A 20,722-nucleotide genomic window follows, 5' to 3' on the forward strand; every position below is an offset into this window, starting at 1 on the left:
GCGTGCATGCGTGATCGTCCGCTCCGCCCGGCCGTACGGCGGGCGGGCCGTACGGCGGGCTTATGGTGACGGTCATGGACCCGTTCGACAATCTGCTCCGGGGCGTGCGCGCCGACGGCGCCGTCTTCGGCCGGTCGGTGCTGTCGCCGCCGTGGGCGCTGCGCTTCACCGAGCCGGTGGGCGAGTCCCCGCTGGCGTACCTGACCGGGTGGCGGATGGCGCTCGCCGCCGACCTGCTCGCCGAACCGGCCGCCACGGTCACCTCGGTGGCCCGCCGGGTCGGCTACGCCGACGCGTTCGGCTTCAGCGCGGCCTTCAAGCGGGTCCGCGGCATGAGCCCCACCGCGTACCGCAAGGAGGTCTCGGCCGTCGGCGCGTAGCCGCGGCACACCGGCCCGCAGACCCCCGGAACCGCCGTCACGAAGGATGATCCAGCCCCTCCCGGAGCAGCTCGTCATGCCGTTCGGAGACATCGCTGCGTCCCGAAGCTCCCAGTTCGACGAATGACAGCTTCCGCTGCGCGGTTTCGGGGGCTGAAGCCTCGGCGAACACGGCGGTCAGCCTGATACCGCTGTTTCTTCGCAGACCTGGAACCAGACCGCGGTGCCGGTCTCCTCGTCGTGGTGGACGCTCCACTTCGCGGCCAGCAGGTCCACCAGAGCCAGGCCGCGCCCGTTCTCGCCGTCGGGGGTCGCGGCCCGGAGGAAGGGCATGGTGGTCGCCGAGCCGTCGTCGAGCACCTCGACGTGGGCCAGGCCGTCGAGGGCGCCCAGATGGACGGTCACCGACCCGCCCGGGACGCGACCGGAGTCGGAGTGCACCACGGAGTTGGTGAACACCTCGCTGAGCAGGAGCAGCGCGACGTCGAGGGTGTCACCGGAGACCTGTCCGGTCAGGTGCTCCCGCGCCCAGGCGCGGGCCTCGGACACGGAGGCGGGGACGCCGGGGAACTCCCGGCGCCGGAGCACGTCGAGTACGGCGTGGCGCGCCTGCGGGGGCCTGTCCCGGTGGATTCGCTGCGGCGCGCTCACGCGATCGCCTCCGCGACGATGATGTCGGCCGCGTTGTCCGCCTCGGCGCAGACCGACCCGTCCCGCCGCAGGAACCGCGCCCACCAGGGCCGCCAGGTGAACACCCACTCGCGGTCCCGCCGTACGGCCGTGATCCGGACGCGCGTCTCGCCTCCGCACATGACCTCCAGCACCGGCTGACCGGTGGCGGGGAGGACGAGCGCGGTGCCGACCCCGAGGGTCCGCAGGTCCCACCCCAGCCGCAGGAGGTGGATGAACTGCGCCTGGGGATTGTGTGGCTTCATCGTCTGGCCCTTCGTGACGGATGAGGCTCCTCCTGCGATGTCAAGGCCTGATCCTCACGCAGGGTGACGAGCCGTACGCTTGGAGCATGCATGAGCAATCGCGTTTGCGCAATTGCGTTCGCGCGAAAACTTCGAACCGATTGTGTTTGCGCAGGCTGAAGGGCTTTGCCAAGCTGGGGGCCCAACAGGAGGGTGAGGATGCCCATCAGTCCTACGGCTCGACGGCGTCGGCTCGGGATCGAACTGCGACGCCTGCGGGAAGCCTCCGGCCTCAACGGGACCGAGGTGGCCGCCACTCTGGGATGGTCCGCGACCAAGGTCTCCCGCATAGAGACCGGGCGGGTGAGCGTCCATCACGGAGATGTCAGCGACCTGCTCGACCACTACAAGGTCACCGACGACACGCTCCGGCGGGAACTGGTCGCGCTGGCGCGGGAGTCCCGGCAGAAGGGCTGGTGGCATCGCCACCGGGACGCCATGAAGGCCGGCTTCGACTCCTATATCGGATTCGAAGCCGACGCGGCGGTGGTCCGGACGTATGAGGTCCAGGTCATTCCCGGCCTGCTGCAGACCGAGGCGTACGCACGGGCGGTGATCGAGGCGACGGCCATGCGCCCCAGTGCGGGCCACTTGGAGAAGAAGATCGGCGTACGCCTCGCCCGCCAGCGACTGCTCACCCGGGACGATCCGATCCGGCTGCACGTGGTGCTCGACGAGGCGGCTCTGGTGCGCGAGGTGGGAGGCCCGGAGACGATGAGCGGCCAGCTCGCCTCCCTGCTCCGATGGAGCGAGCTGCCGAACGTCACGATCCAGGTGCTCCCCTTCCGGAGCGGGGCCCATCCGGCGATGGACGGCCCGTTCGTTCTCCTGGAGTTCCCCGATCCGGCGGATCCCGACCTCGTCTACCTCGAACAGGCCACCAGCGGCCTGGTACTCGAAGATGCCGACGAACTCGCGAAGTATGCGCAGATGTTCGAAGATCTGATCAATCGGGCACTCGCCGCAGAGGAGTCGGTTACCCTCATCTCCTCCATGATCAGCTCATAGCCTAGGGCTCATCGAAGGAAGGTGGTCGCGGGATGACCTCGAACGTGGACTGGTCCCATGCCGAGTGGCGCAAAAGCAGCTACAGCACCGACGGCGGCAACTGCGTAGAGGTGGCCGGCAACCTCCCCGGCGTCGTGGCCGTCCGCGACAGCAAGGATCCCGACGGCCCGGTCCTGACGTTCTCCCCGGATCAGTGGAGGGCCTTCACCGGTGGCGTCAAGGACGGCGAATTCGACGATGACCACCTCCTGAAGACCCGCTGAGCCGTGTAGCGGGGCCCGTCGTCGTCCGATCGATCGTGACCGGAACGTGCGAGGTCTTTGCGGCGGTCATGGTCGTCGTGCGCGCACCTTCTCAGCGACCCGAATCGCCGCCTTGTCGGGATCGTCGTGCTCCCAGACGCGGATGACCACCCAATCGGCTTCGGCGAGCAACCGATCGGTCTCGGCGTCCCGCTCGCGATTGCGGGTCACCTTCTCCGCCCAGTAGCCGGCGTTGGTCACCGCCTTGGTGTGGTGCTCGGGGCATCCGTGCCAGAAACAGCCGTCGAGGAAGACCGCGACCTTGGCCTTGGTGAACACCAGGTCGGCCGTACGGCGGATCTTCGGAAGGGGCCGGATCGACACTCGGTAACGGAGGCCGAGCGCGTGCACCGCGCGCCGCAGGGCGAGTTCGGGCTTGGTGTCCCGCCCCTTGTTCGCCCGCATGCTCTTGCGCACGCCTTCGCTGGACGCGCCGACGGGTCTCGCCGCAGTCATGGGTTCACCGTACGGAACGTTGAACGGCGCCCGTCACTGGATCACCATGAGAGGAGGTGGTTGGATCGATCCATACCGGGATCTCCTTGGCGAGGGAGTCGACGATGGCGAGGTTCACCAGTCTGGAGATCTGCGCGGGTGCGGGGGGTCAGGCCCTCGGTCTGGAAAAGGCGGGCTTCGATCCGGTGATGCTCATCGACGACGATCCGCACGCCTGCGCCACGCTCCACGCGAACCGTCCGGAGTGGGACGTGAGGAAACTCGATCTCCTGGAGTTCGTCGGTCACGACCATCCGCAGGTCCTCGACGTCGATCTACTGGCGGGTGGGCTTCCTCGGCTCCCCTACTCCTCCGCCGCCAAGCCTCGTCACGTCGACGATCGGCATGATCTCCTCCGGGCGGCGATCTGGTTGGCGTTGGAGGTACGACCGAGAGCGATCATGCTCGAGAACGTGCCGGCTCTGGCCAAGGCCCCCGCCTTCGCCGAGACGCGCGGCTTCGTGGAGGAGGAGCTCAAGAACGGCGGCTACGAACACGCGTGGAGGGTTCTCGACGCCCAGGAGTACGGAGTTCCCCAGCGTCGGGAACACGGAGTGCTGGTGGCGATGCGCCCCGACGACTTCGTTCGGTTCACTTGGCCGGAGCCGGCGGGTGCCGCCGCCACTGTCGGTGACGTCCTGTGGCGTTCGATGGGAAGCAGGGGTTGGGGCGGAGCCGAGGAATGGCGGCTCGTGGCGAACGAGGTCGCACCGACGATCGTCGGCGGTTCGAAGGACAGGGGCGGCGCCGACCTCGGTCCGACCAGGTCGAAGAACATCTGGGCCAGGCTTGGTGTCAACGGTGGCGGTATCGCCGACGACGTTCCGGGGCCCGACTTCGTGATGAGGACTGAGGATGACCCCCGCGACCGGAAAGGCCTGCCCAAACTGACCGTCGCACAGGTCGCGGTCCTTCAGGGGTTCCCTCCAGAGTGGACGTTCGCGGGCGGCAAGACGGCACGCTACCGACAGGTCGGGCATGCTTTCCCACCTCCGTTGGCGGCAGCCTTAGGCGACAGGATTGCAGCCGCGCTGGCCGGTGCCCACTGAGATCCACGTGAGTTCACGGACACGGGTGCATGCTCAGTCCGCTGTCGGCAGACCCCCGAGCCGTCCTCAGCCCAGGTGGGGATGATTCCGTGACCACGGGGTCTGCTGAGTAAGGTGGCCGTCATGACCGCTGGACCCGACAATCACATCAACATCATCGATCTGTTCGCGGGCTGCGGCGGTTTCACTCAGGGATTCCACGAGTTCGTGCCGGACGGTTGGGATCGTTCGCCCTTCCGGACCGTCGGAGCCGTCGAGTGGGACATGGCGGCGGCGACGACGTACGCGGCGAACTTCGCGGCCGAGGCCGGTGGTACCGATCACATCTTCCCCGGTGACATCAAGGACTGGAACCCCGGTGACATCGACGCCGAGGTTGATGTCATCTTGGGAGGACCACCGTGCCAGGGTTTCTCAGGCCTGGGAAAGGAAGATCCCGAAGATCCGCGGAACAAGCTCTGGCGTGAGTACATCAGGGTTGTGAAGAAGCTCGAGCCGAAGCTCTTCGTGATCGAGAACGTGGACCGTTTCTTCATCTCCGATGAGTACGCCGCGCTTCGTGAGGCCGCCGACGGAGGCGAACTGAAGGACTACGTGTTGCAGGCCGATCGCTTGGTCGCGGCTGACTACGGGGTTCCACAGGCCAGGAAGCGCACCATCGTTCTGGCGACCCGTCGCGATCTGATCGAGGCGCACCCTGAGAAGGTCCCACTGCGGCACCCTGCTCCCACACACTTCGATCCGAAGAAGTACGCCACTGGGCTGCTGGAAGGGGTCGAAGGACTGACTCCATGGGTGCCAGTACGTACCGTCTTCGGTGAGCCAGGGAAACCGACGACCTTGGAACATCCGGTCAGTACGGAGCTTCCATCCGGCCGGAGGGACCTTCTCGGCAAGGAACTACCAGGGCCATTCAGGACTACCGAATTGCACATCGGACGTAATCCGACGAAGCAGTCGATCGAACGATACATGGACATCCCGCCGGGTGGTAACAGGCATGATATCGCCCCTGCCCGCTCCACTGAGAGTTGGATGAGACACCGCAGCGGTTCCCATGACGTGATGGGAAGGATGTACCTCGATCGCCCTTCCGTGACCATCCGTACAGAGTTCTACAAGCCGGAGAAGGGACGCTACCTTCATCCGTGGGCCCATCGGCCGATCACCCACTACGAGGCCGCACGGCTTCAGGGTTTCCCTGAGGAGTTCCTCTGGTACGGCAGCAAGACCGAGATCGCCCGTCAGATCGGCAATGCCGTACCGGTCGACCTGTCCCGTGCCATCGCGAGACAGGTCCATGACTACCTCAGGGCCGCCGGCCAAATGGCGTGGTAGAAGGGGGACGCCGATCGGTGATCGACGTCCCCGACCTCAATGATCGGTCTTCTTGCCGCGGACCGGAGCCTCGGCGAAGAGACGCTCGAACAGTGGAACGAGTGCGTTCACGGCGGAGAGCGGCACCTTCCCGTCGTCCGGTCCGTTGGGGAGGGCTTCCAACGGAGGCAGCGAGCTCCTGAGCTCCTCGATCCAATCCCGATAGGCGTCCGGATCCGGGGCCGCGTCCGGCGCGATCGCCTCGAAGAACAGGGTGGTCCCCGCGCTGTTGACCGCCTGGGCGAGGGCGTTGATGTCTCGACCCGTGCGTGCGGTCTCGTTGCCCAGCAACCGGAGCATGGCCTGGGCCACAGGCCGGTGCAGGATCACCTCCAGGCGGAGTGCGGTGTTCAGCACGTCCTGGTTTCCACAGGCCAGGACGGCGGGGCGGTAGTCGTAGCCGTCACGGAACAGTTCGGCGGACCACCACAGGCGGGCGAACGCCTGAGAGTAGAAGGGTCCGGAGAATCGGCTGCGGTTGACCGTGGGCACCGGATGATTCTGGGACGGTCGGCCCGGATGCCGCCAGAAGACATAGTCCGGGGCCATGCGAAGAGCGAGATGGTTCCACAGGCGGTTGTCCGCGGCCTCTCTACGGGTGAGACGAAGGGTGGCGTGCAGCCGGGGAGCGAGCCAGGCGTCGGCTCCGGTTCGTGAGTCGTCGAACCGCTTCATCGCCTCGTCGAAGAGCTCGCGGATCGGTTCCGTGGCCCACCGGACCTCGGGGGAGAGCGGCTCGCACGATCGATCGATCGCTGTTGTCCGCAGTGGTTCGAGTCCTTGGAGGACGGCGGTCGTCAGGTGCTTGGCCGCGATTTCGTCGGGGAGCAGGGCGAGACGCTCCGGTGTCGTGGTGTTCACTCGTCCTCCTGACCGGTACGGCGCAGCGTACGGATGAAACCGCCGAGGTTCCGGGGGAGCCGCGACTGTTTGGCGGCTGCGTGCAGGAGACGTGTCTGGAGGTCTCCGCCTCCGTCTCCCGCATGCCGGCGGTTCACGATCTCGACCAGGGCGTCATCAGGGGAGAGATCAGGGAAGACGTCGGGCAGCATCCTCCGGAGGACGGACTCGTGCCAGCCACCGGGCCATTCCGGGCGCCCGTCCTCGATCTCGGCCGTGTACACGGCCGCGTTGAAGAGCGCGGCCCAGACGTCCGCCGCGATCTGCGCGGCGATGGCGTCACGTGCGGCGCGTTCCGCCGATCGAGTGCTCTTGAGCAGTGCGTCGAGACCTTCGAAGCCCATGTTGAGATAGAGCACCGGTTCCTCGCCGACGGCCTCGACGGTCCACGGATCCTCACGGAACGGGTGCAGATGCGGGTTGCGCTCGTCCCTGAAGTCGGCCCACACGGTCTTGATGCTCTTCTTCTTGACCGGTGCGCGTGCCTGGAGATCGACCGTCCAACGCTCGTTCGCCGTACCGATCACTCGGCCCGCGATCCCCTCGACGGATCCCACCACGTGAGCGGTGAGCTCTACCTGACCACGGTGGTGGTCCCGGTGGAGGACGACCTCACCCGTCCAGTTTCCAGGGGTCTCCTCTCGGAGACGCGACGACGTGCGCATGTTGGTCCGTCGCTCGGAGAGCACGGCGAAACAAGAGGGGTTCGACCACGGCCCGGTTTTCAGATCCTGCGGCGTGCGCAGCCGTACGGAGAGTCGCGCGGACTCCCACTCGTCGCGTTCCACCGCGTGGAGCGCGACGACGAGTTCCTGCTTGGAGACCATGGCGAAGGGCAGAGCCACATCGTCCAGCCGGACCTCCCGGACGTCCAGCGAGACATCACCGGCGAGGATCGGGTACGGGACCAGCCGCTTCATGAGGTTCTCTCCTTCACCCGTACCAGGTCGACTTCGGCCATGGCCATCGTGGCCGAGACCGGATGACTCTCCACGGCGCTCACACCGGTGAAGGCCGCGGTACGGGCACCACCGGTGAATCTCAGCCGTCCGTCCGAGATCACCTCACAGTTGGATTCCGCGGTGAGCTCGGCCCACTCGGCCTGAGGCCGAGGCCCCGAGCGGGTGGCGAAGCGCAGGACGGGGGAGAGCAGCCACGGATCCTCCCGTTCCGGGAGGCGCACCTCCACCCTGACGTGCCAGGCGCCATCGGCACCGACCGATCCGATGGCGCTTTTGATCGTCGGGAACCCGGGGGAACGGTTCGGCGGCGGAGGGTCGAGTCGGAGCAGCTCCCGGAGAACGGGAGGAGTCTCATCGGTCTTCACCTCGGGAGGTCTGACCACGGCACGGACCTGGTCCAACATGGCTCGGCGGAACTCACGGATCCGGGAGGCCGCCCCCCTGGCATAGGACGCGGTCAGGTCGTCGGTCTGTTTCCAATCGTTGTGCTCGGGTGGTTCGGCGGCCCGGAGGAACTCCTCGGCCAGTACGGCGTCGAAGGTCTCCTGACCGGTGGCCCTCCCGGCGAGCAGGACCGCCTGGAACGGTGAAGTTCCCAAGGGGATGTCGCTCACCGGGCGTTCCATGACGACCATCCGGTTGCTGCGCATGCACACCAGACGATTACGACGGTCGTCGTCGTCGTCATCGGCGGAGGTGACCAGGAGGACGGCCCGATGCTTCTCCGGATCGGCACGTCCCACGTCCTTGCGCGGCGGGACCGTGAGAGGGACGGAGGCCAGTACGACGTCCTCCGCCGTGGTCATCTCCGTGACGGTCTCACCGTTGAGAAAGGCCCGGACGGCCCGTGACCGCGCGGGCTCGTAACGGTGGGGGTCGACCCGCTCCTCCGCGATGACCGTCTGCCCGTCCCGCAGCGCTTCGACCGAGGCCTCCAGCATCGGGGTGGAGTCTCGGCCTGTGACCATGGAGGCCCAGAAGTTGGCGGCGAGGCTCTGGACGAGTTTGCCGTGCATCTTCTCCAGGTCGAGGGTCTCCTCCGTGGCGTCGTGTGCACCGATGATGAGGAAGGACGTACCCGGATCGTTGCTCGCCCTGGTCAGGTGGAGTTCCTCCACGGTCCGCTCGTCCGCCCACCAGGATCGTGCGGCCCCTTCACGCTGGGGGTCCGCTTCACCCAGCCAGGCGGGCCCGGCGTACTGCCGGCCGTCGACCGAGCGCCACGGCAGGTCCAGACGGCCGATCAGCCGTCGTTCCCGGCGGCCTTCGTGTGGCTCCGACAACGTGCTGTGCATGAGCACGAGGCCGAACCGGCTCGTGGCCCAGAGAGTGGCCTTGCCCAGACCGAACGAGCCGCCGGCCGACCTGCCCTTGTGGCTGTCGAGCTGACGACGGACGACCGCGGCGAACTTGCCGTCGTCGTACTCCGGACCGGTGAGGCCTGATGCGTTGTAGTCGTCCACTCTCAGCAGGAGAAGACTGCTGCTCTCGCGAAGCTCCTGAAGGCCGTTGGCCAGGACGCGACCGACCTTCTGCCGGCGATCGGCAGCGGCCTCGAAGTGTTTCATCAGGTCGTTCCAGCGCAAGGCGTCAAGGAACCGGTACAGCCGTTCGCCTGTGAGCTCATGCAGGACGTAACGCACCCGGACCGGCCGCGCCCGGTCGTGCCACTCGTCGATGCTGTTCTGCGTGGCCTCCCGGGCGAGGACGGCCAGGTTCGAGTCGAAGGCGAAGGCCGCGGCGTTACCGAGTTCTCGTCCGCCGTCCGTGTAGGCGGGACGGTGATACCAGTCGATGCTTCCCGCCGAGTCCGGAGCCTCGCTCCGGATCACCGATGCGCCGGTGGTCAGCCCCAGAATCTCCTCGATCACCTGGATCTTCTCCAGTCGAGGCTCGGCGCGCCCGGTGATCCATGCCGAGACGGCGGCGCGGGTCACGTCGAGCCGAGCGGCCAGGTCGGCCTGGCTCATTCCCTTGCGCCGTAGTTGCCGGCCCAACCATGCTCCGAACGGCTCCGCTTCGCTCACTTTCGCTCCTGTCCTCTCGTCTCCGGGCTCCTGACGAGGAGTCTTTGACACATGAGGATACGTCAAATCATCTTTGACGGTGATGTGACGGGTTTCCTCCTATGGGAGAAGATGATCGTTGATGGTGATCGCAATCGATCATGAGGGTACCGGCTGCTCCGATGCTGCTCGGCGACCATGGTTGACGATCGTGCATGCGTCAACGCTTGCGTCCCGGTCTTCCCTATGACTCTCGGAGAAGCGTGGAGGCGGTGGTCCTTGCCTCGGGAGGCCGACGCGCGCGCCTCCGTGTGTCCGGGGTTCGGTTCGGCCCTCCACTCCGTACACCTGTACCCGCCGCGGGTATGGAGAGAGATGCATTTATATGTCCTTTTCCTAAGGAAATTCCGATAAGCGGCTTGCGTGCCCGGTGGACCTTATGACAGTGTGGTCCGCAGTCGTGATCCGGCCGAGCCGGGGCGGGTTCCGTTGCTTATTGTCATTTTCATAGAGTGGGTTCCCCTGGCTTGGTGTGGCTTTCATGGGCCTCCCCATGTCCTCCTTCCTTCGTTGATCGGTTCCCCTTTCGGGTCCGTTGACTCGACGGGTTGTTCGGTGATCGATTGGAAGCGTTCGTCAACCATCCCTGGATTCGATGGAGAAAGGAAGCGGTTCAGTGCGGTCCAGGGACTGATCAACATGCTGAGTCCGGTTGTACGAGACGGATCTCTCGCCGGACGTGCGGGGCCGCCCGAGAATTTGGCCTCGTATGCGACCATGCGGTGGATGAAGTTCCATCGACTAAATGACAGAAGCGTCGGTGGGTCGGGCTTTTTGTGCGACCGCGGCCGCGCCTTTGTCGCCGCGCTCTCAAGCGATCATTCTCTTGTCATGGAGGACGTTTATGATCACCGATATCAGCGCCGCTCTCACCCTCTACAGTCATGACCTCCGGTCCTGTTGGACCGCTTACCTCTTCTACCGGGCGAGCGATCCGTACTTCGTCAGGGTTCTCACCCATTGGGGAGCCGTCGACGTGGCGCGGGAAGTCCTCATCGAAGGACCGAACCGGCCGATCAGTCTGGGGGCGGTATCGCTTGGACCGTCGGATCGGCACGAATGGCTCATCGCAACCGTCCATCTCGAGTCGGCCGACGCTCCTCTGCCTCTCTGCGTTCTGAGGGAGCCGCTCGCGAACTTCGTGGCCGAGGTTCTCCGTCTGGTTCCTCCGGACGGCGAATCCGCGTGGATCGATTGGGACGAGTTCCTTCCGCCCGGCGATCGGTCCTGAGCTTCGGATCTTCGCACGTGTGGGGAACGTGATCTGGGAGGGCCGGCACCGGCCCTCCCAGATCACGGCCTCCTCCGGGAGCCGGCTTCGATGTCGATTGGAGCAGGGTTTCACCATCGAAATCGATGACGTCGACCGAGTAGATTCAACCTCGATGTTCGAGGTCCGTCTTCAAGGAGGAAAAGGTCCGTGCTCTCCCCTCAGAATTCTTCCGTCCTCCAAGTCGTCCTCGAGCAGTCGCGGCGCGTGCTCGAGACGTACCGCATCGATCCCGGTCTCATTCAGGAGCACGCCAACGGTGAGCGTCGCATCACCCAGGGCGGTTATGGCGATCGGCAGATCTACGAGCTCGTCCAGAACGGTGCGGACGAGTTGAGACACGACCCCGGCGGCAGGATCAGCGTCGTTCTCACCCGGGCCTACCTTTACTGCGCGAACCAGGGTGCCGCGATGACGCCGGAAGGGGCCGACACCATCCTGCGGATGAGCGTCTCCCGTAAGCGCGGCGGCCAGATCGGGCGTTTCGGCGTGGGGGTGAAGTCGGTCCTCGCCATCACCGACTCGCCGCAGTTCTTCAGCAGGGACGACGACAAGAGCTTCGGGTTCGATCGGGAATGGGCGACGGAGGAGATCAAGGCTGTTCGACCGGACGCCGAGGAGATTCCGGTGCTGCGGATGGCCCAGCCGTTGGATCGTGACAAGGCCGCCGCGGCGGACCCGGTCCTCGCGGAACTTCTGGAGTGGGCGACGACCGTCGTCCGTCTCCCGCTCAAGCCGTCGCAGGTGGACCGCCTCGGCAAGGATCTGGAGGCGTTCCCCGACGAGTTCTCCCTCTTCTCCCCGCATGTCGGCACTGTGATCCTCGAGGATCGCCGGAGCGCCAGGGCCGTCACACGTCAGATCTTCCAGCGGATCGACGGTGACCGCCGCACGCTCACGGTGAAGAAGAGCCCCGGCGGGACCAAGGACGAGTCGTGGCGGGTCTTCAGCAGGACGCACCGTCCGTCCACCAAGGCTCTGGGCGAGGCCGGCGAGCTCCATGACCGTCCGGAGATCGACGTCTCCTGGGCGGTGCCCGACCGGACCGGCCGGGAAACCGGTCTCGGTGAGTTCTGGGCCTACTTCCCGACCAACTTCAAGACCACCCTCCGCGGGATTATCAACGCTCCGTGGAAGACCAGCGAGGACCGGCAGAACCTCTACGACGCCAACGCCTTCAACAAGGAACTGATCCAGGTGGCCGCCGGACTGGTGGTCGACTCCTTGCCGCTTCTCTCCCGCGCGGACGACCGCTGCGCCTACCTCGACCAGGTCCCCGCGCGAGGCCGGGAAGAACCCCAGTTCGCGGCGACCGAGCTCGTCAGAACGATCTGGGAGATCGCGGCGGTTCGGTCGACCCTGGTGGATCAGGACGGCCGGTTCGGTACGGCCACGGAGGTCCGTCTCCACCCTGAGGACCTCCGTGAGGAATGGCGCGAGCTGTGGGCCGGATACCCGGGCCGACCGAGGAACTGGTGTCACCACTCGGTGGAGCGGACTCCTCACCGCAGGCAGAGCGCCGAACGCATCCTCAGCATCGCGAAGGTTCCGGTCGCGTCGGTCCGCGAGTGGTTGGAAGCGCTCGTCCAGGACGAGTCCCCCGAGGCCTCGGCGCGGGCGATCCGGATCGTGGCCGACATGAAGTCGAGGAACCACAGGCTCTCGGAGGAGGCGCTCAAGGCGAAGGTCATCCTGACCGAGGCCCACGGTCTCGTGGCGCCCTCGCCCAAGGTCTTCCGCCGCACCTCGACCGATTCGCTCTCCGACCAGATGGTCTACGTCGATGACAGGGTCTTGGCCGACGACTCGATCCGGCGGAGGCTCGATGAACTCGGCGTGCACGAGGCCGACGCCGCAGGGCGCTTCGCCTCCGTGCTGGAGCAGGGCTTCTTCGGTTACGGAGACGTCCAGTGGACCGCCTTCTGGGAGCTCTCCCGTCAGGCGGGACCGGCCGACACCCTCGCCGCCCTTCGAGCCGCCAAGATCGACGCTGCCGGGCAACTCAAGGTTCGGACGGTTTCGGGCGAGTTCCGCCCTATCTCCGAATGTCTGCTCCCCGGAAAGGTGGTGCCCGCCGACGGTTCGCGGGACGCCCGGATCGCGGTGGACCTGAACTTCCATGATTCCGACCGGATCATCCTTCGTGATCTGGGCCTTCTCGACGGGCCGGTCACGAGCGTCGACCCCACCTCGGAACCTTGGTACAGGGAGTACACCGAGAAACTGTGGAACCTCTACTGCAAGAGACTGCCCGCTTCGACCCGTGGCCGACCACAGCTGACCACGATGCGGTTCGATGGCGCGGCGCCCGCCGGGCCGCTGCACTTCCTGACGGAGTTGTCCTCGGAGGGAAGAGCGGCCTTCCTCCAGCACATCCCGTCTCATGGTCTCGTCACCAAGTGGACGATGGAGGACAGCCGCCAACGGTCGACCCGCCAGGCCGTGGTGTCCCCACTGGTGTGGATGGCCCGTACCCATGGTCGTCTGCAAACCTCCTGGGGTATCCGCCCGGTCCGTGATTGCGTGAGTCCTCTGCTGCGGCAGTACGCCGACGTGTTGCCGGTCGCGGACGTGCCCGTCAACCTGGCCGAGGTCTTGAGGCTTCCCACGACCCTGGGAGATGTACAGGCCCAGATCTGGTCCGAGACCGTCAAGAAGGCCTCAGCCAGCCAGGATGACTCGTTCCCGGGCAGGGTCTATGCCCTGCTCTTCGAGGCCGGCGCGGCGTGGCCGGAAGGGGCGACGACGCGTTGCAAGGTCGGCGACGAGTGGACGTCGGATCAGCCTGACGGCGAGATCGCGGTGACGGCGAACCGGGCGGAGTACGACGCCCTCGTCCGGGAGCGCATCCCCGCGCTTCTCGCCCCCACCTCCGAGGCCGCCGAGCAGATGCGCGAGACCTGGGGGATGCTCGACCCGTCGGCGGTCATCCAGAAGGAAGTGCGCTTCGTCCCGCAGGAGGAGCCGGTGCTGCTAGCTGAGGAGTTCCCGCACCTGCGGGTGCAGCATCGCGCCAAGGTCGACGGGTGGCATCTGGTCCGATGCGACGAACTGGAGGAGATCACCCGCACGCCCCACGGGATGCGGACGACGTCCGTCAAGGCCGCTATCCACGAACGGTCGGTCCTCGTGCTCAAGCCCGCGGACGATCTGGCCGCGCTGATGGCGGTGGATCGCGAGCTCAAGCTGGGCCTGGGCCGCTACGGTTGCGAGGGGATCATCCAGCGCCGGGAGCAGCAGCGCAACAACGAGCGCCTGCGCCGGGCCCGTGAGGCTGCGGATACAGCCTCCAAGGTGCTGGAGTTGGTGGGTGAGGAGGCCCTCCGGCGTGGTCTTCCCCAGGGACTGGTCGAGAGTGAGCAGGCCGAGAGCGGTCGGGTGCCCGATGCTCGCCGCATCGCCGAACTGGCCGTCCATGCTCATGGACCGGCCATCCTTCGGCACTACAACAAGGACATCGCGGCGAACGTCCCTGAAGCGGCAGGCAGCTTCAGCGGTGACAACAGGTCGATGCAGATCGTCAACCAGCTTCGGCTCCCCGAGTCCTTCGCGGGCGCCAGAGCCCAACGTCTGGACCCCACCGAGGTGATCTCGGGTCCGACCGAGTTCCCGCGTCTGCACGACTACCAGGAGCGGCTCGCGAGTAACATGTTCGACCTGCTCACCCGGTACAGGGCCGGTAGGGGGATGCTCTGTCTGCCGACCGGTGCCGGCAAGACGCGCGTGGCGGTCGAGGCCGTCATCCGCGTCATCAAGGAGCAGGGGCTTCAGAGGCGTCCGGTGTTGTGGATCGCGCAGACGGAGGAGCTCTGTGAGCAGGCCGTGCAGAGCTGGAAATTCGTCTGGTCGAAAGTAGGGCCCGAAGACCGGCTCACGATCAGCCGACTCTGGAGCGGCAACGAGGCCGCCGCCGTCCGGGACACCCACCACCTGGTGGTCGCCACGGACGCCAAGTTGGAGCGGTGTCTCGACACCTCGGACTACGAGTGGCTCCGTGACGCGGCGCTCGTCCTGATCGACGAGGCGCACACCTCCATCACTCCGCGCTACACCCAACTGCTGGCCTCACTCGGGATCACCTATCGCTCGTCGGAGCGGCCGTTGATCGGACTCACCGCCACTCCCTTCCGCGGTTTCAACGTCGAGGAGACCAGACGGCTCGTCGATCGTTACGGGAAGACACGTCTGGACGACGGCATCTTCGAAAGCGATGATCCGTACGCCGAGCTCCAGAAACTGGGGGTGTTGGCCCAGGTCGAACACCGGGAGCTCAAGGGCGCGACGATCAAGTTGACCGCCGGTGAGCTGGCGAACATCGACTTCCAGGGGCGCCTGCCCGCCGCGGTGGAGGAACAGCTGGCGCAGGACCAGGAGCGCAACGACATGCTGATCGACGAGATCCTGAACCTGCCTGACGACGGTCCCGTCCTGCTCTTCGCGACCTCCGTCAATCACGCCAAACTGATGGCCGCCAGGCTGACGGGTAAGGGCGTCGAAGCCGAAGCGGTCGACGCGGCCACACCCGCCTCCGAGCGCCGGGCCATCGTGGAACGTTTCCGTTCGGGCAGGACCCGGGTCCTCACCAACTATGGCGTGCTCGCGCAGGGGTTCGACGCGCCCGCGACCCGGACGGTGGTCGTGGCGCGTCCGACCTACAGCCCCAATGTCTACCAGCAGATGATCGGACGTGGTCTGCGCGGCCCTCGCAACGGTGGCAAGGAGACCTGTCTGATCCTCGACGTGCACGACAACATCACCAACTACGACAAGCAGCTCGCCTTCACCGGGTTCGAGCACCTGTGGAGCAGGAAGTGAGCACCGTCTACACCGACAGCCCGTCGCTCACCGCCGAGCAGCGGGCGGTGGTGGAACGGCCCGCCGATGCACGGGTCCTGGTCACCGCCGGAGCGGGAGCCGGCAAGACGCACACTCTGGTCCGCCGGCTCGACTTCCTCATCGAGGAAGAAGAACTGAGCGCCGGGGAACTCCTGGTGCTCACCTTCTCCAGAGCGGCGGTCCGGGAACTGCGTGACCGACTGGCCGCTCACGGGGACGCGGCCCGCCACGTCCGCGTACAGACCTTCGACTCCTGGGCGCTCGATCTGCTGACGCAGGTCGACGCCACGGGAGGCTGGCACGAGAGATCGTTCGACGATCGGATCGCCGGCGCCCGCAAGGCCATCGAGGACGGGCTCGCCGAGGAGCTGTACGGAGAGGATCTCCTCCACGTCGTCGTCGACGAGGTCCAAGACCTCGTCGGGGCCCGTCGTGAACTGGTGGAGGTGCTCCTGGACGAGTTCGACTGCGGCTTCACCATGGTGGGGGATCCGGCCCAGTCGATCTACGGGTTCACGGTCCGGGACGTCGAGCAGCGCGTAGGAGAGGCCAACCAGTTCTTCGTCTGGCTGCGCAACACGTTCGGGGAGGAGCTGATCGAGCTCAGCCTCACCGAGAACTTCCGGGCCAGGAGCGAGGAGGCCAGGACCGCCCTGCGGTACGGCCCTCTGCTTCGACAGGCGATCGAGGCCGGCCCGGTGAAGGACGATCGGATGTACGAGGACCTGCGTGCTGTACTGCGTGGGACGCTCAACCTCGGTGAGCTGGACGAGTTCGCCTGCGCGGGTCTCGCCGCTTACGAGGGGACCACCGCCGTGTTGTGCCGGAACAACGGTCAGGCCATGGTGGTCTCCGAACTTCTGGCCGCCAACGGGGTCGAGCACCGGCTCCAGCGTTCCGCCCGGGACCGGGTCGTGCCGGCATGGCTGGGGCTGATGTTCCGAGCCGTCGATGGTGGAATTTTGACCAGGGCCCGCTTCGACGATCTCGTGCGGTCGCTGACGCCGTCCTCGGAAGCAGGGCCGGACCGGCTCTGGAGCCTGCTGCTGCGCACCGGCTCGGGTCATGACCGGAACGTCGATCTCGGCCGACTTCGTACGGCACTGGCCACCGGGCGGTTGCCGGACGAGTTGACCGCACAGCCGCCCGCCAGGTTGGTGGTGTCGTCGTTCCATCGGGCCAAGGGGTTGGAGTTCGACCGTGTGGTGGTCGCGGATCCGGGTCCGCTCCGGATCGAGTCCGTCTCCAAGGAGGGGAAGAAGGCCAGGAAACCTCGGGAGGTCGACTTCGCCGAGGAGACCCGACTTCTCTACGTCGCGATGACGAGACCCCGCGACGAACTGTTGTGGATCGATATTCCGGATACCAGGTTCGTCCGTACCAACCCGGAGCTCGGCCGGTGGGCCCGTTACTCCTATACGTACTGGGCACGACTCGGTCTGGAGGTGCGCGGCGGAGACGTGCACACCGAGCAGCCCGCCGGAGTGCACGACTTCGAAGCGGATGCGGTGGAACTTCAGGAGCATCTGGCGACCAAGGTCCTGCCGGGGGACGAGGTCGTGTTGGAGCGTCTCCACCCGGACGCCATCGGGCTCAAGGAGAGCCCGCCGTACCTGATCGTGCACAAGGAACGACCGATCGGCACGGTGTCCTACCGGTTCCGCTCCCATCTGTACCGCCAGATGAAGCTCAGTGGGAACTACGAACCGTGGAATTGGCCGAAGCTGCTGACGGGTGTCCGTATCGACGCCGTCGAGACGGTCGCGGGCAGCGAGGCTGCGGGGATCCATGCCGGTCTCGGTCCCCACGGTGTGTGGCTCGCCCCCCGACTCATGGGTTTGAGCAGGTTCATCTACGACGAGAAGAACGCGCAGGAGGAGGAGACCGGTGTCACGACACGGTGAGCACTACCGATTCAGATCGGAACTCGTCGAACGGCTCCAGCGTGACCTGCTCGGCCCCGTCGGAGGCGAGGAGGAGATCCTCTCCGATGCGCCGGTCACCACGTATGCCACCGGGGTCCTCTTCCCCAGGCGGATGAACGAGGATCGCGTCACTGCTGCCAGAACCGAGCGCGACGTCGACCTGACCACGGCGACGATGACGGTGGATGAGATCCCGGACACGGGGGTCTCGCTCGCCAATCTGCAGACGCCCTCGTCGATGGGGATGACCTTCGCGGTCGATCCGGACAAGGCGCCCGTCCTCACGATCGCCGTTACCGCGGCCATGTACGAGCCGATCGACAAGAACGGTGGCCCTGTCCGGGCTCGGCGGGGAGAGCGTCGGAGCACCGAGGAACAGGATCTGCGATGGCGTCGCAGGGCGTTGGACATCACGCCCGTCCAGGTTGATGTGACCAGGCCCGGTCAGTCCGCGGAGAGCGTTGCTCCGGGACTGGAACTCAGGGTCCGGGTCCGCCCGCGTACCGGTGAGCATGACGCGGTCTCGGTCACCACCGCGCTCGTCAACGTCCACGAGGTCGACGCTTACGACCTGCAGGACGCGCACTGTTTCTTCCAACCGGGGATCAGGGCGACGGGACCCGAGGGAACCACCGCCTTGGTCGAGCGGCCGGTGCCGGTGGGCGCCGACGAGGACGAGGTGCGCGTCAACAAGCTGCTCTACAGACATGCGCCGACGTTCGCCGTCGGTCATGGATGCGCCGCCGACTGGGAATGGCGGCCGTCCTCCCCGCGTGACAGGACACCACCGGAGGGTCGACCCGCCGCCGTCTCCGCGGTCTGGACGGCGTTCGTCCCTACGGCCGAAGTTCTGCTGACCGACTCCAATCCCGACATCGACAGCTCGAAGTTGGAGATGCGTCACCTCGCGGAGGCACCGGACACCGAGATCCTTGACGCGCTGCGCGGGTTGGTGGATGGCTACCGCGCATGGATCGCCGAACGGAACGAAGAGGCCGACCTGCTGGAGGCGACGGAGTACGGCCATGTGGCCAAGGAGCAGATAGCCCAGTGTGAATCCGTTCGCCTGCGGATGGAATCCGGGATCAGGCTTCTCGAGGAGAAGCCCGATGTGATGGCCGCGTTCCGCCGCGCCAACCTGGCGATGGCGGTTCAGCGTGGTCGAACCGTCTGGATCAAGGCGGGACATGACGGTATGCCACGACTCGACGGTCGTTGGCGCCCCTTTCAGATCGCCTTCCTGCTGCTCTGTCTGGACGGCATCGCCGACCGCGGCCATCCTGACCGGAAACGGGCGGATCTCCTCTGGTTCCCGACAGGAGGTGGAAAGACCGAGGCGTATCTCGGTCTCATCGCGTTCACCGTCTTCCTCCGGCGGCAGCGTAAGGGATTGCAAGGCGGTGGAGTCACCGCGCTCATGCGCTATACGCTTCGGCTGCTCACCCTGCAACAGTTCGAAAGGGCGGCCACGCTCATCTGTGCGATGGAGATGATGCGTCGGCGGAATCCGGAAGAACTGGGGGATGAGGAGATCTCTCTCGGCATGTGGGTGGGGCGGGCGGCCACGCCCAACACGTTGGTGGAGGCCGCCGACAGCCTGAAACAATTGCGTGCCGGCAAGGAGCTCCAGGAGAGGAACCCTGTTCAGCTCCGTGGCTGCCCCTGGTGCGGTGCCGCGATGGACGCCTGGCACTACCAGGTGGACGCCGAGGTCTCGTCCATGCGGATCTTCTGTCCGTCGGTGGAGTGCGAGTTCCATCGGGAACTTCCGGTCCACGTGGTCGATGAGATGATCTATCGGGTGCGGCCGACGTTGGTCATCGCGACGGTGGACAAGTTCGCGCAGATCGCTTGGCGGGCGGAGGTCGCCACCCTGTTCAACAGGAACAAGGACGACGGCACGCCTCCGCCTGAGCTGATCGTTCAGGACGAGCTGCACCTGATCTCCGGTCCGCTCGGCAGCCTCGTCGGACTGTATGAGACGGCGATCGACGCCGCCGCCGACAAACCTAAGATCATCGCTTCCACGGCGACGATCAGACGGGCGAAGGAGCAGGGACGTCGGTTGTTCGATCGGGAGGTGCGGCAGTTCCCACCCGCCGGGTTGGACGCCCGGGACTCCTGGTTCGCGGTCGAGACCCCGGCGGAGGACAAGGCGTCTCGGCGGTACGTCGGATTGCTGACCCCGGGTACCAGTCAGGCCACCCTGTTGGTCAGGGCATATGCGGCGCTGCTGCACCACGCCGCCGACATCGAGGGTGAGGACGCCGTCCGTGATGCTTACTGGACCCTGGTGGGCTACTTCAACAGCCTCCGGCTACTCGCCGCAGCGGACCTTCAGGTCCGTGACGACGTCCAGGACCGGCTCCGGCTGTTGGCGGAGAGACAGGGGGTCGAGCCTCGGCCCGCCGAGCTGATCTCTGAGCTCACCAGCCGGGTGAAGTCCAGCGACATACCCAGGCGGCTAAAGGATCTAGAGCTGGGCCTGTCGAGTAAGGACACCGATGTCCTCGATACGGTGCTCGCCACCAACATGATCTCAGTCGGGGTGGACGTCGACCGACTCGGTCTGATGGCGATCACGGGACAGCCGCAGACGACGGCCGAGTACATCCAGTCCAGCAGCCGGGTCGGCCGTCAGCATCCCGGACTGGTGGTCGTTCTGTTCAATGCGGCCCGATCCCGGGACCGCTCCCACTACGAGAGTTTCGTCTCGTACCACTCGGCGCTCTATCGTCAGGTCGAATCCACCAGCGTGACGCCGTTCTCCGCCAGGGCGAGGGATCGGGCGCTTCACGCCGTGCTCGTGGGGATGGTCAGGTTGCTGTACCCCGAGGCCCGCCCGAACTCCGCCGCCGCGAATGTCAAGGGCTTCGAGCATCGAATCGATGAGGTGAAGAGCATGATCCTTGACAGGGTGAAGGGAACCGGGGATGAAGAGTCGCTCGGCACCGAGGGCGATCTGGATTACGTCATCGACGAATGGATGACGTTGGCGGAGGGAAATCCGGATCTGGTCTATGAGGCACCGCCGAACTTCGATCGAAGCGAGAAACGTCTCCGGGACGCCGCACTGCTGTGCTCCCATTCGGACGAGGATCTCGAGGAGGCTTTCCCGACGTTATGGAGCATGCGTGACGTCGATGTCGAGTCCGACCTCTATTTGGAGCGATGAAGA

General features: G+C 66.1%; 15 protein-coding genes. 9 read left to right on the forward strand and 6 right to left on the reverse strand.

Translation table 11 applies throughout. From position 1 onward, the window contains the following. Window positions 1-74: 74 nt before the first annotated feature. Complete coding sequence (locus HS045_RS11605; RefSeq protein ID WP_196451271.1) at window positions 75-380, forward strand: helix-turn-helix transcriptional regulator; 306 nt, start codon at window positions 75-77, stop codon at window positions 378-380. 177 nt (window positions 381-557) lie between these two features. On the opposite strand, the gene HS045_RS35390 is transcribed toward HS045_RS11605, so the two are convergent. Both HS045_RS35390 and HS045_RS11615 read right to left on the reverse strand, forming a co-directional pair. After that, entirely contained in the window at window positions 558-1,031 is a 474-nt protein-coding gene (locus HS045_RS35390; RefSeq protein ID WP_196451272.1) for an ATP-binding protein, read from the reverse strand. Next, the gene (locus HS045_RS11615) at window positions 1,028-1,315 is read right to left on the reverse strand and encodes a hypothetical protein (protein WP_196451273.1); all 288 of its coding nucleotides are present in this window, start codon (window positions 1,313-1,315) and stop codon (window positions 1,028-1,030) included. Before HS045_RS11615 ends, HS045_RS35390 begins: the two co-directional genes overlap by 4 nt. Before the next feature lie 198 nt (window positions 1,316-1,513). On the opposite strand from HS045_RS11615, the gene HS045_RS11620 reads away from it, so the two are divergent. Then, window positions 1,514-2,362, forward strand: a complete 849-nt coding sequence (locus tag HS045_RS11620; protein WP_196451274.1) for a helix-turn-helix transcriptional regulator — start codon at window positions 1,514-1,516, stop codon at window positions 2,360-2,362. Between the two features lie 32 nt (window positions 2,363-2,394). Then, complete coding sequence (locus HS045_RS11625; RefSeq protein WP_196451275.1) at window positions 2,395-2,625, forward strand: DUF397 domain-containing protein; 231 nt, start codon at window positions 2,395-2,397, stop codon at window positions 2,623-2,625. 66 nt (window positions 2,626-2,691) lie between these two features. On the opposite strand, the gene HS045_RS11630 is transcribed toward HS045_RS11625, so the two are convergent. After that, on the reverse strand, window positions 2,692-3,120 hold the full coding sequence (locus HS045_RS11630) for a very short patch repair endonuclease (protein ID WP_196451276.1): 429 nt from the start codon (window positions 3,118-3,120) through the stop codon (window positions 2,692-2,694). A 104-nt stretch (window positions 3,121-3,224) separates the two neighbouring features. On the opposite strand from HS045_RS11630, the gene HS045_RS11635 reads away from it, so the two are divergent. Next, window positions 3,225-4,208: a DNA cytosine methyltransferase gene (locus HS045_RS11635; protein ID WP_230884004.1), complete on the forward strand. Its 984-nt coding sequence runs from the start codon at window positions 3,225-3,227 to the stop codon at window positions 4,206-4,208. Window positions 4,209-4,331: 123 nt separating this feature from the next. After that, window positions 4,332-5,546, forward strand: a complete 1,215-nt coding sequence (locus HS045_RS11640; RefSeq protein WP_196451277.1) for a DNA cytosine methyltransferase — start codon at window positions 4,332-4,334, stop codon at window positions 5,544-5,546. 36 nt (window positions 5,547-5,582) lie between these two features. Here HS045_RS11640 and HS045_RS11645 read toward each other — a convergent pair whose 3' ends face one another. From HS045_RS11645 to HS045_RS11655, 3 genes are read right to left on the reverse strand one after another with little or no spacing between them, the layout of a single operon-like run. Then, entirely contained in the window at window positions 5,583-6,446 is an 864-nt protein-coding gene (locus HS045_RS11645) for a DUF6339 family protein (RefSeq protein ID WP_196451278.1), read from the reverse strand. After that, window positions 6,443-7,405, reverse strand: a complete 963-nt coding sequence (locus tag HS045_RS11650; RefSeq protein ID WP_196451279.1) for a hypothetical protein — start codon at window positions 7,403-7,405, stop codon at window positions 6,443-6,445. The genes HS045_RS11645 and HS045_RS11650 overlap by 4 nt, the downstream gene beginning before the upstream one ends. After that, a complete protein-coding gene (locus HS045_RS11655) occupies window positions 7,402-9,474 on the reverse strand; it encodes a helix-turn-helix transcriptional regulator (RefSeq protein ID WP_307827475.1) in 2,073 nt (690 codons plus the stop codon). Before HS045_RS11655 ends, HS045_RS11650 begins: the two co-directional genes overlap by 4 nt. Window positions 9,475-10,357: 883 nt before the next feature. Here HS045_RS11655 and HS045_RS11660 point away from each other — a divergent pair. The 4 genes from HS045_RS11660 (at window position 10,358) to HS045_RS36115 (ending at window position 20,719) form a co-directional block, all read left to right on the forward strand. Beyond that, window positions 10,358-10,744 carry an SsgA family sporulation/cell division regulator gene (locus HS045_RS11660; protein ID WP_196451280.1) on the forward strand — a complete coding sequence of 129 codons (387 nt, stop codon included), beginning with the start codon at window positions 10,358-10,360 and terminating at the stop codon, window positions 10,742-10,744. 189 nt (window positions 10,745-10,933) lie between these two features. Next, complete coding sequence (locus HS045_RS11665) at window positions 10,934-15,598, forward strand: DEAD/DEAH box helicase (RefSeq protein ID WP_307827476.1); 4,665 nt, start codon at window positions 10,934-10,936, stop codon at window positions 15,596-15,598. Beyond that, window positions 15,595-17,523, forward strand: coding sequence for an ATP-dependent helicase (locus HS045_RS11670; protein WP_196451281.1), 1,929 nt, complete (start codon window positions 15,595-15,597; stop codon window positions 17,521-17,523). Before HS045_RS11665 ends, HS045_RS11670 begins: the two co-directional genes overlap by 4 nt. After that, entirely contained in the window at window positions 17,507-20,719 is a 3,213-nt protein-coding gene (locus tag HS045_RS36115) for a helicase-related protein (RefSeq protein WP_196451282.1), read from the forward strand. The genes HS045_RS11670 and HS045_RS36115 overlap by 17 nt, the downstream gene beginning before the upstream one ends. Window positions 20,720-20,722 lie beyond the last annotated feature (3 nt).

Source organism: Planomonospora sp. ID82291, from assembly GCF_015711645.1.
Classification (GTDB): Bacteria; Actinomycetota; Actinomycetes; order Streptosporangiales; family Streptosporangiaceae; genus Planomonospora.

What these genes read in the sequence shown, in the direction of transcription:
- HS045_RS11605 (WP_196451271.1), top strand. Translation starts at nt 75, where the DNA reads ATGGACCCGTTCGACAATCTGCTCCGGGGCGTGCGCGCCGACGGCGCC.
- HS045_RS11615 (WP_196451273.1), bottom strand. Translation starts at nt 1,315, where the DNA reads ATGAAGCCACACAATCCCCAGGCGCAGTTCATCCACCTCCTGCGGCTG.
- HS045_RS11620 (WP_196451274.1), top strand. Translation starts at nt 1,514, where the DNA reads ATGCCCATCAGTCCTACGGCTCGACGGCGTCGGCTCGGGATCGAACTG.
- HS045_RS11625 (WP_196451275.1), top strand. Translation starts at nt 2,395, where the DNA reads ATGACCTCGAACGTGGACTGGTCCCATGCCGAGTGGCGCAAAAGCAGC.
- HS045_RS11630 (WP_196451276.1), bottom strand. Translation starts at nt 3,120, where the DNA reads ATGACTGCGGCGAGACCCGTCGGCGCGTCCAGCGAAGGCGTGCGCAAG.
- HS045_RS11635 (WP_230884004.1), top strand. Translation starts at nt 3,225, where the DNA reads ATGGCGAGGTTCACCAGTCTGGAGATCTGCGCGGGTGCGGGGGGTCAG.
- HS045_RS11640 (WP_196451277.1), top strand. Translation starts at nt 4,332, where the DNA reads ATGACCGCTGGACCCGACAATCACATCAACATCATCGATCTGTTCGCG.
- HS045_RS11650 (WP_196451279.1), bottom strand. Translation starts at nt 7,405, where the DNA reads ATGAAGCGGCTGGTCCCGTACCCGATCCTCGCCGGTGATGTCTCGCTG.
- HS045_RS11660 (WP_196451280.1), top strand. Translation starts at nt 10,358, where the DNA reads ATGATCACCGATATCAGCGCCGCTCTCACCCTCTACAGTCATGACCTC.